Annotated in this window: 12 protein-coding genes; 8 read left to right on the top strand and 4 right to left on the bottom strand. The window is 71.2% G+C overall.

All coding sequences use genetic code 11. The annotated features are described in order from the left end of the window. Window positions 1-113 precede the first annotated feature (113 nt). The 5 genes from egtA to egtE are packed head-to-tail and all read left to right on the top strand — an operon-like array spanning window position 114 to window position 5,521. The gene (gene egtA / locus CKW28_RS21425; protein ID WP_003925250.1) at window positions 114-1,388 is read left to right on the top strand and encodes an ergothioneine biosynthesis glutamate--cysteine ligase EgtA; all 1,275 of its coding nucleotides are present in this window, start codon (window positions 114-116) and stop codon (window positions 1,386-1,388) included. Further along, complete coding sequence (gene egtB, locus CKW28_RS21420) at window positions 1,385-2,725, top strand: ergothioneine biosynthesis protein EgtB (protein ID WP_003925249.1); 1,341 nt, start codon at window positions 1,385-1,387, stop codon at window positions 2,723-2,725. Before egtA ends, egtB begins: the two co-directional genes overlap by 4 nt. Then, a complete protein-coding gene (egtC, locus tag CKW28_RS21415; protein WP_003925248.1) occupies window positions 2,725-3,423 on the top strand; it encodes an ergothioneine biosynthesis protein EgtC in 699 nt (232 codons plus the stop codon). Before egtB ends, egtC begins: the two co-directional genes overlap by 1 nt. Continuing rightward, complete coding sequence (gene egtD / locus CKW28_RS21410) at window positions 3,420-4,385, top strand: L-histidine N(alpha)-methyltransferase (RefSeq protein ID WP_003925247.1); 966 nt, start codon at window positions 3,420-3,422, stop codon at window positions 4,383-4,385. The genes egtC and egtD overlap by 4 nt, the downstream gene beginning before the upstream one ends. Continuing rightward, a complete protein-coding gene (gene egtE / locus CKW28_RS21405; RefSeq protein WP_003925246.1) occupies window positions 4,382-5,521 on the top strand; it encodes an ergothioneine biosynthesis PLP-dependent enzyme EgtE in 1,140 nt (379 codons plus the stop codon). Before egtD ends, egtE begins: the two co-directional genes overlap by 4 nt. A 22-nt stretch (window positions 5,522-5,543) precedes the next feature. Here the strand turns inward: egtE and CKW28_RS21400 are convergent, their stop codons facing one another. Next, a complete protein-coding gene (locus tag CKW28_RS21400) occupies window positions 5,544-6,245 on the bottom strand; it encodes a class I SAM-dependent methyltransferase (RefSeq protein WP_003925245.1) in 702 nt (233 codons plus the stop codon). 9 nt (window positions 6,246-6,254) lie between these two features. Next, window positions 6,255-7,733 carry a glutamate-cysteine ligase family protein gene (locus CKW28_RS21395; protein ID WP_003925244.1) on the bottom strand — a complete coding sequence of 493 codons (1,479 nt, stop codon included), beginning with the start codon at window positions 7,731-7,733 and terminating at the stop codon, window positions 6,255-6,257. Between the two features lie 154 nt (window positions 7,734-7,887). Between CKW28_RS21395 and CKW28_RS21390 the strand changes: the two genes are divergently transcribed. Beyond that, window positions 7,888-9,075, top strand: coding sequence for an acyltransferase family protein (locus CKW28_RS21390; protein WP_003925243.1), 1,188 nt, complete (start codon window positions 7,888-7,890; stop codon window positions 9,073-9,075). Here CKW28_RS21390 and CKW28_RS21385 read toward each other — a convergent pair. Further along, window positions 9,011-9,787, bottom strand: a complete 777-nt coding sequence (locus CKW28_RS21385; protein ID WP_040546832.1) for a class I SAM-dependent methyltransferase — start codon at window positions 9,785-9,787, stop codon at window positions 9,011-9,013. The genes CKW28_RS21390 and CKW28_RS21385 overlap by 65 nt on opposite strands. 43 nt (window positions 9,788-9,830) lie before the next feature. On the opposite strand from CKW28_RS21385, the gene glpK reads away from it, so the two are divergent. Then, entirely contained in the window at window positions 9,831-11,363 is a 1,533-nt protein-coding gene (glpK, locus tag CKW28_RS21380; protein WP_003925241.1) for a glycerol kinase GlpK, read from the top strand. Window positions 11,364-11,414: 51 nt separating this feature from the next. Here the strand turns inward: glpK and CKW28_RS21375 are convergent, their stop codons facing one another. After that, window positions 11,415-12,323 (bottom strand): RDD family protein, encoded by a 909-nt coding sequence (locus CKW28_RS21375; RefSeq protein WP_003925240.1) that lies wholly within the window; start codon window positions 12,321-12,323, stop codon window positions 11,415-11,417. Between the two features lie 28 nt (window positions 12,324-12,351). Here CKW28_RS21375 and CKW28_RS21370 point away from each other — a divergent pair, with 28 nt between their 5' ends. Further along, complete coding sequence (locus CKW28_RS21370; protein ID WP_003925239.1) at window positions 12,352-13,344, top strand: stage II sporulation protein M; 993 nt, start codon at window positions 12,352-12,354, stop codon at window positions 13,342-13,344. Window positions 13,345-13,347 lie beyond the last annotated feature (3 nt).

Below are 13,347 nucleotides of genomic sequence, written 5' to 3'. Positions count from 1 at the left end.
AGAGCCACCCGGAAGCCCGGAGAAGACCGGCGGGATTGTCGGACATCTGCGGGAAGATGGTTGGCAACTGCTGCCCGAGCCGCACAACCCGGGAGGACTGCGAGGACACCGCCATGACCCTGCCCGTCACGGCCGAAGCCCCTGCGACCGTCGACAGCGCCCGGCGCGCCGCGGCGCACATCGAGGCGTCCTGCCTGCGTGACGGTCCGGTCGGGCGGGTCGGGCTGGAGATCGAGGCGCACTGCTTCGACGTCGCCGACCCGGGGCGCCGGCCGGGCTGGGCGGAACTGACCGACGTCATCGCCACCGTCGGGGAGCTGCCCGGCGGCAGCGCCATCTCCGTCGAACCGGGCGGCGCGGTGGAACTGTCCGGCCCGCCGCTGGACGGGCCGGTGGCCGCGGCGACGGCGATGCTCACCGATCAGGCGGTGCTGCGGGCCGCGTTCGCCCGGGCCGGGTACGCCCTGGTGATGCTGGGCGCGGACCCGGTGCGGCAGCCGCAGCGGGTCAATCCGGGGTCCCGTTACCGGGCGATGGAGACGTTCTTCGCCGCCAGCGGCACCGCCGCCGCCGGATCGGCGATGATGACCTCGACCGCGTCGATACAGGTGAACGTCGAGGCCGGGCCGCGCACCGGATGGGCCGAGCGGATCCGGTTGGCGCACGCGCTGGGTCCGGTGATGGTCGCGATCGCCGCCAACTCGCCGCTGCTCGGCGGACGATTCTCCGGCTGGCGCAGCAGTCGCCAACGCATCTGGGGGCAACTCGACTCCGCGCGGTGCGGGCCGATCCTCGGCGGCCGCGACGGTGTCCGGACACCCGGTGGGGACTGGGCCCGGTACGCGTTGCGGGCGCCGGTCATGCTGGTCAACGGCGCCGGGGACCGGACCGCCGAACCGGTGACCGACTGGGTGCCGTTCGCCGACTGGGCGGACGGCCGCACCGCGCTGGGCGGGCGGCGGCCCACGGTGGCGGATCTGGAGTACCACCTGACCACGCTGTTCCCACCGGTGCGGCCGCGGGGCTGGCTGGAGATCCGCTACCTCGACTGTGTGCCCGACGCGCTGTGGCCGGCGGTGGTGTTCACGCTCGTCACCCTGCTCGACGATCCGTCCGCCGCCGACATCGCCGCGGAGGCCACCGAACCGGTGAGCTCGGCGTGGAGCCGGGCCGCCCGCGACGGGCTGGCCGACCGGCGGCTGTTCACCGCCGCGAACCGATGTGTGCGCACCGCGGCCGAACGCACGCCCGCCCCGCTGCTGGAATCGATGGAGCGGCTGGTGCGGTCGGTCGAGCGGGGGCGTTGTCCCGCCGACGACTTCGCGGATCTGGTGGTCCGCCGCGGCATCGGCGACGCGGTGGACCGACACGGAAGAGGTGACTGGTGACCGGGGTGGCTGTACCGCACCGGGCCGAGCTGGCCCGTCAGCTGATCGACGCCCGCAACCGCACCCTGAGGCTGGTGGACTTCGACGACGCCGAATTGCGGCGTCAGTACGACCCGTTGATGAGTCCGCTGGTGTGGGATCTGGCCCATATCGGTCAGCAGGAGGAGCTGTGGCTGCTGCGCGGTGGTGATCCGCGCCGCCCCGGGCTGCTCGAACCCGCGGTCGAACAGCTCTACGACGCGTTCGTGCACCCCCGGGCCAGCCGGGTGCACCTGCCGCTGCTGTCCCCGGCGCAGGCGCGCCGGTTCTGCGCGACGGTGCGTTCGGCGGTGCTCGACGCTCTCGACCGGTTGCCCGAGGACGCCGACACGTTCGCGTTCGGGATGGTGGTCAGCCACGAACATCAGCACGACGAGACCATGCTGCAGGCGCTCAACCTGCGGTCCGGGGAGCCGTTGCTGGGCTCCGGCACCGCGCTGCCGCCCGGGCGGCCCGGCGTGGCCGGCACCTCGGTGCTGGTGCCGGGCGGCCCGTTCGTGCTCGGCGTCGACCTTGCCGACGAGCCGTACGCGCTGGACAACGAGCGGCCCGCCCACGTCGTGGACGTGCCGGCGTTCCGGATCGGGCGAGTGCCGGTCACCAACGCCGAGTGGCGCGCGTTCATCGACGACGGCGGATACCGGCAGCGGCGGTGGTGGTCCGACGCAGGCTGGGCGTACCGCTGCGAGGCCGGGCTGACCGCTCCGCAGTTCTGGAATCCCGACGGCACCCGCACCCGGTTCGGCCATGTCGAGGACATCCCGCCCGATGAGCCGGTGCAGCACGTCACCTACTTCGAGGCCGAGGCGTACGCCGCGTGGGCCGGCGCCCGGCTGCCCACCGAGATCGAATGGGAGAAGGCCTGCGCGTGGGATCCGGCCACCGGCCGGCGCCGCCGCTACCCGTGGGGTGACGCCGCACCGACCGCGGCGCTGGCCAACCTGGGCGGCGACGCGCTGCGGCCCGCCCCGGTGGGCGCCTATCCGGCCGGCGCGTCGGCCTGCGGCGCCGAACAGATGCTCGGCGACGTGTGGGAATGGACCAGCTCACCGCTGCGGCCGTGGCCCGGTTTCACCCCGATGATCTATCAGCGGTATTCGCAACCGTTCTTCGAGGGCGCCGGCTCCGGTGACTACCGGGTGTTGCGCGGGGGATCGTGGGCGGTCGCCGCCGACATCCTGCGGCCCAGCTTCCGCAACTGGGACCACCCCATCCGGCGGCAGATCTTCGCCGGGGTCAGGCTGGCCTGGGACGTGGATCGTCAGACGGCCCGGCCCGGGCCGGTCGGGGGCTGCTGATGTGTCGGCACCTGGGCTGGCTGGGACGCCCGCGGTCGATCGCGGAGCTGATGCTGGAACCGCCGTACGGGCTGCTGGTGCAGTCGTATGCGCCGCGCCGCCAGAAGTACGGGCTGCTCAACGCCGACGGGTGGGGGGTCGGGTTCTTCGACGACGACGGGGTGGCCCGGCGGTGGCGCAGCGCCACCCCGCTGTGGGGGGACGCCTCGTTCGCGTCGATCGCCCCGGTGCTTCGCAGCGGTTGTGTGGTGGCCGCGGTGCGGTCGGCGACCGTCGGGATGCCGATCGAGCCGTCGGCGTCGGCGCCGTTCACCGACGGGCACTGGCTGTTGTCGCACAACGGCCGGGTGGACCGCGCGGTGCTGGACACGGCCGCCGCGCGGGCCGAATCCACCGTGGACAGCGCGTTGTTGGCGGCCACGATCTTCGAGCGAGGGCTGGACCGACTCGGCGAGACCCTCCGCGACGTCGCCGCGGCCGACCCGGACGCCAGGCTGAACATCCTGGCCGGCAACGGGACCCGGCTGCTCGCCACCACGTGGGGGGACACACTGTCGGTCCTGGCCGGCGACGACGGGGTGGTGCTGGCCAGCGAACCGTACGATGACGACCCGCGCTGGCGTGATGTGCCGGACCGGCATCTGGTGGAGGTCACCGGGGCCGGCGTCGAGATGATGGCCCTGGAAGGAACCGCGTGACCGTCACCCTGGCGAACTACCTGGCCGAGGACTCCGTCGCCGAAGCGCTGCGCAGCGACGTCCTGACCGGTCTGACCGCCACCCCGAAGTCGTTGCCGCCCAAATGGTTCTACGACTCGGTGGGCAGCGCGCTGTTCGACCGGATCACCCGGCTGCCGGAGTACTATCCGACCCGTGCGGAGGCGCAGATCCTGCGGGCGCAGGCCGGCGCCATCGCCGCGGTGTCCGGCGCCGACACCCTCGTCGAACTCGGCAGCGGCACCTCGGAGAAGACCCGGCTGCTGCTCGATGCGCTGCACACCCGGGGAGTGTTGCGGCGGTTCGTCCCGTTCGACGTCGACGCCGGGGTGCTCCGCAGCTCCGGCGCCGCGATCGCCGCCGAGTATCCCGGCGTCGACATCGACGCGGTGTGCGGGGATTTCGAACATCACCTGGACAAGATCCCGCGCGGTGGCCGGCGGCTGGTGGTGTTCCTGGGATCCACCATCGGCAATCTCACCGCGGCGCCGCGGGCCCAGTTCCTGGCGGATCTCGCCGCGACCCTGAAGCCGGGGGACAGTCTGCTGCTCGGCACCGATCTGATCAAGGACGCCGACCGGTTGGTGCGCGCCTACGACGACAGCGCCGGCGTGACCGCGGAATTCAACCGCAATGTGCTGGCGGTGATCAACCGGGAACTCGACGCCGACTTCGACCTCACCGCATTCGAACACGTCGCCCGTTGGAACGCCGGGCAGAGCCGCATCGAGATGTGGCTGCGCGCGGCCACCGCGCAGCGGGTCCGGGTGCGGGCGTTGGGGCTGACCGTCGAGTTCGGCGCCGGCGAGGAGATGCTGACCGAGGTGTCGTGCAAGTTCCATCCCGACCGGGTGGGCGAGGAGCTGGCCGCCGCCGGGCTGCGGCGCAGTCACTGGTGGACCGACCCGGACGGTGACTTCGGACTGTCGTTGGCGGTCCGGTGAGCGGTGCCGATCTGGCCGCGCGGTGGCGGTCGGCGCGGGTCGCGCCCCTCGGGCTGCACCTCGACAGTGCGGCCTGCTCGCGGCCGAGCAACGCCACCCTGGACGCCGTCGCCGACCACGCCCGGCACGAGGCGGCGGCGGGCGGTTACGTCGCCGCCGAGGCCGCCGCCCCGGTGCTGCACGCCGGCCGGGCCGCCGTCGCCCACCTGGTCGGCATGGACGCCGCCGACGTGGTGTTCACCACCGGCTCCAACCATGCGCTGGACCTGTTGTTGAGCAGCTGGCCGCAGCCGCGCAGCCTGGCCTGCCTGCCCGGGGAATTCGGTCCCAACCTGGCGATCATGGCGGCCAACGGTTTCGAGGTGCGCGCCCTGCCGGTGGATGAGATCGGCAGGGTGCGGCCGGACCGCGCCGAGCACCTGCTGCGGACCGACCCGCCGGCGCTGGTGCACCTGACGGCGCTGGCCAGCCACCGCGGCATCGCCCAGCCGGCGGCCCGCATCGCCGAACTGTGCCGGGCCTACCGGGTGCCGCTGGTGATCGACGCCGCGCAGGCCCTCGGGCATCTCGACTGCGCCGTCGGCGCCGACGCGGTGTACTCGTCGTCCCGGAAATGGCTGGCCGGGCCGCGCGGGGTCGGCGTACTGGCGATCCGGCCCGAGCTCGCCGAACGGCTGTGCCCCCGGCTGCCACCTCCGGACTGGCCGGTGGCGCGGACGTTGCGCGTGCTCGACCGGTTGGCCCACGGTGAGGCCAACATCGCCGCGCGAGTGGGGTTCTCGGTGGCCGTGGGGGAGCATCTGGCCGCCGGGCCGGCGGCGGTGCGGGCTCGGCTGGCCGAGGTGGGCCGGCAGACCCACGCCGTGCTGGCGCAGGTGCCCGGCTGGCGGGTGGTGGAACCGCCCGACGAGCCGACCGCCATCACCACCCTGGAACCCACCGCAGGGGCCGACCCGGCGGCGGTCCGCCGGACGTTGATCGAGCGCGGCATCGTGACCACCGCGGCCGAACCGGCCCGGGCCCCGTTCGAACTGCGCACCCCGGTGCTGCGGTTGTCCCCGCACATCGACACGACCACCGCCGAGCTCGAGCAGTTCGCGGCCGCGCTGGCCGACGTGACGGCGGCGCTTCGCTGAGGGTGTCCGCCGAGGGGGCCGGTCAGGCCTTGTGTGCGCTGAGCAGGAACGCCGGCAACTTGGTGCGGCCCTTCTCATCGGTGTCGAACGACTCGACCCCGGGCACGTCGGGCGGCATGTTGGCGTGGATGAACGCCGGGCGGATCTCGTCGATCTCCCAGTACTTCGACACCGCCTCGCGCAGCTCGTCCTCGTCGACCGGGTTCGGGCCCGGCCCCTGCTCCATCTCCTCCGGGAACGCGCCCTTGGCGAACACCAGCGCGAAGTAGCGGGCACCGGGCGCGGCGGCCCGATGGATACTGCGCAGATAGCCGTCCCGGGCCTGCACCGGGATGGAGTGGAACAGGGTGCTGTCGATGATGGTGTTGAACCGGCCGTCGTAGCCGCCGAAGTCCGTGATGTCGCCCTGCACGAAACTGGCGGTGGCCAGCCCGCGCTCCTGGGCGGTCCGGTTGGCCGCGGCGATCGCGGTCGGACTCAGATCGATACCCACCACGGTGTAGCCGTCGGCGGCCAGAGCCATGGAGATCTCGGCGTGGCCGCAGCCCGCGTCCAGCACATCGCTGCGGAACGCGCCGGCCCGGTGCAGCGCGGCCAGTTCCGGCTGCGGCTCACCGATGTTCCACGGGGGCGGGCCGTCGAAACCCGGTGCCTCCTGCCGGTAGACGCTGTCCCAGTCGATCGTGTCCGTCGGGTCCCCTGTGCCTGGATCCTCTGTGGCCATGGTTTCACCCTAAGCGGGGACCGCCCAGGTGTGCACGGGCTCATTGCTGTGCATTTCCTGGCAATACCGGCGCAGCATCTCGGCCAGCGCATCGGGCCGCGACAGCCCCCGCCGTTGCAGCGCCTCCACCGTGGCGACCTGCCAGCGGGCGCCGTTGCGTCCGGTCTTGGCGCGGCCCTCGATGACACCGAGATAGCGTTCCCGCACCGCGGCGGCCACGCCGCGCTGCCGCAGACCCTCGTGGGCCAGCGGCAGCAGTTCCCGCAACACCAACTCATCCGGGGTGACATCGCCGCTGCCCGGCCAGTACAGCCGCGCGTGCATCCCGTGCCGGGCGGCTTCGACGAAGTTGTGGTGCGCGGCGCCGAAGCTCATCCGGGTCCACAGCGGCCGGTCCTCCCGCGACAGCATGTGCAGACAGCCGTAGTAGAACGCCGAGTTGGCCAACATGTCCAGCACCGTCGGGCCGGCCGGCAGCACCCGGTTCTCCACCCGCAGGTGCGGTCGGCCGTTCACCACGTCGTAGACGGGGCGATTCCAGCGGTAGATGGTGCCGTTGTGCAGCCGCAGCTCGTGCAGCTGCGGGGTGCGGCCGGCGGCCAGTTCGGCTGCCGGGTCCTCGTCGGAGAGTTCGGGCAGCAGCGACGGGAAGTACCGGACGTTCTCCTCGAACAGATCGAAGATCGAGGTGATCCACCGTTCACCGAACCAGACCCGGGGGCGCACCCCCTGCGCCTTGAGCTCATCGGGCCGGGTGTCGGTGGCCTGGGTGAACAGCTCGATGCGGGTCTCCTCCCACAACTGGTGGCCGAAGAAGTACGGCGAGTTGGCGCCCAGCGCCAGTTGCGGGGCGGCCAGCAGCTGCGCGGCGTTCCAGTTCGGGGCGAAGTCGGCGGGCGACACCTGCAGATGCAGCTGCATGCTGGTGCACGCGGACTCCGGGGCGATCGTCGCCGACTGCAGGGTCAGCCGTTCCGGACCCTCGATGTCGATCACGATGTCCTCACCGCGGGCGGTGAAGATGGAGTCGTTGAGCGCCTGATACCGGGTGGATTCGCTCATCCATCCGGAGGTGAGGTGTTCGGGCATCAGGGTCGGCAGGATGCCGATCATCACGATGTGGGTGCCGCTCTGATTGGCCCGGGACTCGGCCACGTTGAGGCTGGCCCGCACGTCGTTCTCCAGTTCCAGGGCGGCCTGCCCCGGCAACGGCCGCGGCGGCACGTTGAATTCGATGTTGTAGGCGCCCAATTCGGTCTGATACGCCGGATCTGCGATCGAGGCCAGCACCTCGCGGTTGGTCATCGCCGGCTGGTAGTCGTCGTCGACGAGGTTGCACTCGATCTCCATGCCGATCAGCGGGCGGTCGGTCTCGAAGGTGGACTGCGCGAGTATGGTTTCGAACACGTCGAGGCACAGTTGCACTTTGCGCCGGTACTCGCGGCGTTGTGCGCGGCTGAAGTCGCCGCCCTTCACCTCTTCGCCCACACCGCCGATGGAACAGGGTCGGTGACGTCCGCGCAAGTAACCGGCGGCAGGCGCGCTGCCCGATGCCGCGCGAACGTGCATTCCGTGCGGAAAATCGGCCCGCCGACCGCAGCAGCCGCACGTTCGACGTTCGGTCACTGCGCATACTGGCCGGGTGAGGCCATCACCGGAGACAGACCTGGACCAGGGCGGGCTGGAACAGGTTTCGACCGTCGACCGGGTGGCCGCGCTGACCGGGGTGCGGGCCGTCGCCGCGCTGTCGGTGATGGGCACCCACGCCGCCTACGGCACCGGCACCTACAACCACGGCTACGTCGGGCTGATCTTCGCTCGGATGGACATCGGCGTGGCGGTGTTCTTCGTGCTGTCGGGGTTTCTGTTGTTCCGGCCCTGGGTGCGCGCCGCCGCCGACGGCACCGCGGCGCCGTCGGTGCGCCGGTACGCCCGTAACCGGGTGCGCCGCATCATGCCGGCCTACGTGGTGACGGTGCTGGCCGCCTACGGCATCTACGCGGTCCGCGAACTCGAACCGAATCCGGGCCACACCTGGGTGGGGTTGCTGCGCAACCTGACGTTGACCCAGATCTACAGCGACGACTATCTGACGGCCTACGCGCATCAGGGGCTCACCCAGATGTGGAGCCTGGCGGTGGAGGTGGCGTTCTACGCGGCGCTGCCGGTGCTGGCCTGGCTGCTGCTGGTGGTGCTGGCGCGGCGACGGTGGCGGCCGGTGCCGCTGCTGACCGGGTTGGGTGTGCTCGCGGTGGTCAGCCCACTGTGGGTGGTGGTGTTGCATCGCACCGACTGGTTACCGCTGGGGGCGGGATTCTGGTTGCCGCACTACCTGATCTGGTTCGTCGGCGGCATGGTGCTGGCGGTGCTGCAGGCGCAGGGGGTGCGCGCCTATGCGGCCGCCACCGTCCCGGTCGCGGTGGCGGCCTACCTGATCGTCGCCACCCCGATCGCCGGGGACACCGGCGCCCCGGTGCTGAATCTCGGCCAGGACCTGGCCAAGGTGATGTTCTACGCGGTGATCGCCACGCTGGTGGTGGCGCCGCCGGCGCTGGGGAACCGGGGGTGGTACACGCGGATGCTGGGCAGCCGGCCGATGGTGTGGCTCGGCGAGATCTCCTACGAGATCTTCCTGGTGCATGTCATCGTGATGGAGATCGCGATGGTGTCGGTGCTGCGCTGGCCGGTCTACACCGGGTCGGTGCTGGGACTGTTCGCGACCACGCTGGCGCTGACCATCCCGGTGGCCTGGCTGCTGCACCGGTTCACCCGGCCGCCGATCCGGCCCGCCGTGCCCGCACGATCTGCGGACCGAACAGACCGCCGCTGAACGACACCCGCACCGGCGGGTCGGCGTGTTCGGCCAACGCCCGGAACGCCGACCGGCTGTAGGTGCGCAGCGAGCTGATCACCCCGTCGTGGATGAACGGCACGAACGGGGCCAACGGCAGCATCGTCGCCAACCGCGCCAGATGCAGCGGGGACGGCGGGCGGGGCAGATCGATCACCAGCAGGGTGTCGGCCACCCGGGTGCCCTCGGCCAGCGCCGCCGCCGCGGCCGCCGGCGGCAGGTGGTGAAACGACACCGCGAACACCGCCAGGTTGAACCGACCGTCGCCGGCGTCGATCGCGGTGGCGTCGAGTTGCCGGACCGTCGCCCGCGGATGCGATCCCAGATCGGAGTCGGCCAGCCGCGCCACCGTCCGGGCGTCGAGGTCGGTGACGGTGACGTGCGCGGTGGGATGCTGCTCCAGCAGGTGGCGGGACAATTCGCCGTGGCCGGCGCCGAGTTCGAGAATGCGTGGATCGGGCACGTCGGCGACCTCGTCGAGCACCAGGTGCGCGAACCGTTGGTGATGGCCGAACAGCTCGCCGACCCGCTGCAGGGTGTCGACCACGCTGCGCTTGACCGACTCGTCGACGTCCTCGCGGTCGAGGTATTCGGGGCGGTCGGTCTGTAGCAGCCGGTCCAGGCAGGACGCGTCCGGCCCGCCGCGCGGCATGCGGTCAATGTCGACGTTCGGGGCGGACATATGCACCATCATGGCGGGTGCGCGTCGTCAACACCGTCCGAGAGGAGCCCGAGTGGCCGAATTCGTAGCCGCGATCGATCAGGGGACCACCAGCACCCGCTGCATGATCTTCGACCACGCCGGCACCGAGGTGGGCCGCCACCAGCTCGAACACCAGCAGATCATGCCGCAGGCCGGCTGGGTGGAACACAACCCGATCGAGATCTGGGAGCGCACCTCCGCGGTGATCATGTCGGCGCTGAACGAGACGCGGTTGTCGGCCACCGATCTGGCCGCGCTGGGGGTGACCAATCAGCGTGAGACCACCCTGGTGTGGAACAAGCGCACCGGCCGCCCGTACTACAACGCGATCGTGTGGCAGGACACCCGCACCGACCGGATCGCCAGCGCGCTGGAGCGCGACGGCCGTGGTGAGGTGATCCGGCAGAAGGCCGGCCTGCCGCCGGCGACCTACTTCTCCGGCGGCAAGTTGCAGTGGATGCTGGAGAACGTCGACGGGCTGCGGGCCGACGCCGAGAAGGGGGAGGCGCTGTTCGGCACCCCCGACACCTGGCTGGTGTGGAACCTGACCGGCGGGGTGCGCGGCGGCCGGCACATCACCGACGTCACCAACGCCAGCCGCACCATGCTGATGAACCTGGAGACGCTGGACTGGGACGATGAGTTGTTGTCCTTCTTCGGGATTCCGCGTGCCATGCTGCCCGAGATCAAACCGTCGTCGTATCCGCAGTCCTACGGCATCACCCTGGACGACGGCCCGGTGGCCGGTCAGGTGCCGTTGACCGGGATCCTCGGCGATCAGCAGGCGGCGATGGTCGGACAGGTGTGCCTGTCTGCCGGGGAGGCCAAGAACACTTATGGCACCGGTAATTTCCTGCTGCTGAACACCGGGGAGAACATCGTCCGGTCCAAGAACGGGCTGATCACCACGGTGTGCTACCAGTTCACCGGCGCCGACGGCCGGCCGGCCGAACCCGTTTACGCCCTTGAGGGTTCGATCGCCGTCACGGGTGCGGCGGTGCAGTGGCTGCGGGACCAGCTGGGCATCATCAGCGGCGCCGCACAGAGCGAGTCGCTGGCGCGGCAGGTGCCCGACAACGGCGGGGTGTACTTCGTGCCGGCGTTCTCCGGGCTGTTCGCGCCGTACTGGCGCTCGGACGCCCGCGGGGCGATCGTCGGGTTGTCGCGGTTCAACACCAACGCCCACATCGCCCGCGCGACGCTGGAGGCGATCTGCTACCAGAGCCGCGACGTCGTCGACGCGATGGTGGCCGACTCCGGGGTGCGGATGGAGTCGCTGAAGGTGGACGGCGGCATCACCGCCAACGAGCTGTGCATGCAGATCCAGGCCGATGTGCTCGGCGTCGACGTGATCAAACCGGTGGTGTCGGAGACCACCGCGCTGGGCGCGGCGTATGCGGCCGGGCTGGCGGTCGGGTTCTGGGAGGACGCCGACGATCTGCGGACCAACTGGCAGGAGGGCAGGCGGTGGACCCCGCAGTGGACCGACGAGCAGCGCGAGGCCGGTTACCGGGGGTGGAAGAAAGCCGTCCAACGCACCCTGGACTGGGTCGACGTCGGGTGATTTCGGCGTGCCGGCGGTCGCTCAGCGATCGTGAGCACGCCGAAATCACAACTAGCTCGGCGGTACGAACCCGCCGGGGGACGGATCCGGCGGCTGCTGCGCCGGCTGCTGCGGTGGTTGGTACTGCGGCTGGTACGGCGGGGCGGGATATACCGGATGGCCGGGCTGCTGGGGCGGGTACCAGACCGGCGCTGCGGGCACCGCCGCCTGCGGGCGCAACCGGGCCAGCTCCCGACGGTGCCGCTCGGCGACCACCGCGGCCAGCAGATGGTGCGGCGGGGTGCCCGGCGGCGGTGGCGGGGAGATCCGCGGAGCCAGGTCGGCGGCGATCCGGTACGCCATCTCATCGCGCACCGCGGGCTCCAACTGCGGTGCCCGCGAGAGGTATTGCCGCGCCAGATTGAACTGGTCGGCGCTCAGCCCGGACAACTCCAGGGTGGCCGCCCACCCGGCCAGCTGGGGCGGCATCGGGGGCGGCGGTGTCTGCCGGGGCGCCCGTTCGCTGATCACCACGGTGCCGGCGAAGTAGTCCCCGATGCGTTTGCCCCGCGGCGAGATCAGGCTGCACAGCACCGCCGGGCCGCCCATGAACATCCAGATCTCGATCACCGACGACAACGCCCGGAACAGCGCCTGCCGGAAGCGTTCCGGGCCACCGTCGTCGGACACCACCCGCAGCCCCATCGCCATCTTGCCCGGCGTGCGCCCGCGGGTGGCCATCTCGAACACCAGCGGATAACCGACCAGCGTCAGCACGGTGAACACGATCAGCACCGCCGCGCTGAGCGCGTCGTCGAAGGAGGCCAGCGCCACCGCCCACAACATCAGGCCCAGCACGTACAGGGTGAAGATCGCCGCGGCGTCGATCAGCGCCGACACCGCCCGCACCGGCAACTGGGCGATCTGAACATCCAGGACGACGGCGTCTCCGGTGACGACCGTCTCGGGCTGCATGGCCATAGCGCACAACGCTACTAGGATCGGCCGGGTGGATGTCGACGCCTTCGTGCTGGCCCACCGCCCCACCTGGGACCGCCTCGAGGAATTGGTGAAACGGCGGCGACGGCTCTCCGGCGCGGAGGTCGACGAACTGGTCGACCTGTATCAGCGGGTGTCGACCCATCTGTCGATGGTGCGGTCGGCCACCAACGATCCGGTGCTGGTCGGCCGGTTGTCGAGCCTGGTGGCCCGGGCGCGGTCGGCGGTGACCGGCGCGCACGCCCCGCTGTGGAGCGAGTTCACCCGGTTCTGGACGGTGTCCTTCCCGGTCGTGGCCTACCGCGCCGGGCGGTGGTGGCTGGGCTCGGCCATCGCCTTCCTGTTCGTCGCCGCGCTGGTGGCGCTGTGGGTGGCCGGTTCGCCGGAGGTCCGCGCCGCGGTGGGCACCCCCGCGGAGATCGAACAACTGGTCGATCACGACTTCGCGGCCTATTACAGCGAGAACCCCGCGGCGTCGTTCGGATTCCGGGTGTGGGTGAACAACTCCTGGGTGGCCGCACAGTGCATCGTGTTCGCGGTGCTGCTGGGCATCCCGATCCCGTACGTGCTGTTCCAGAACGCCGCCAACGTGGGATTGTCGGCCGGTCTGATGTTCGACGCGGGTAAGGGTGATGTGTTCCTGGGGCTGATCACCCCGCACGGCCTGCTGGAGCTGACCGCGGTGTTCCTGGCGGCGGCGGTGGGGATGCGGCTGGGCTGGTCGGTGATCGCGCCGGGGGACCGTCCCCGCACCCAGGTGCTGGCCGAACAGGGCCGGGCGGTGATGTCGGTCGCCATCGGGCTGGTCGCGGTGTTGGCGGTGGCCGGGCTGATCGAGGCGCTGGTGACGCCGTCGCCGCTGCCCACCGCCGTCCGCATCGGCATCGGGATCATCGCCGAGGCCGGATTTCTGGCCTACATCGTGTATTTCGGGCGCCGCGCGGCGCGGGCGGGGGAGAGCGGCGACATCGCCGACGCCCCCGATGTCGTCCCGGCGGGCTGATGG

The organism is Mycolicibacterium thermoresistibile, from assembly GCF_900187065.1.
GTDB classification, from domain to species: domain Bacteria; phylum Actinomycetota; class Actinomycetes; order Mycobacteriales; family Mycobacteriaceae; genus Mycobacterium; species Mycobacterium thermoresistibile.
This window is presented reverse-complemented; position numbering and strand designations above follow the sequence as displayed.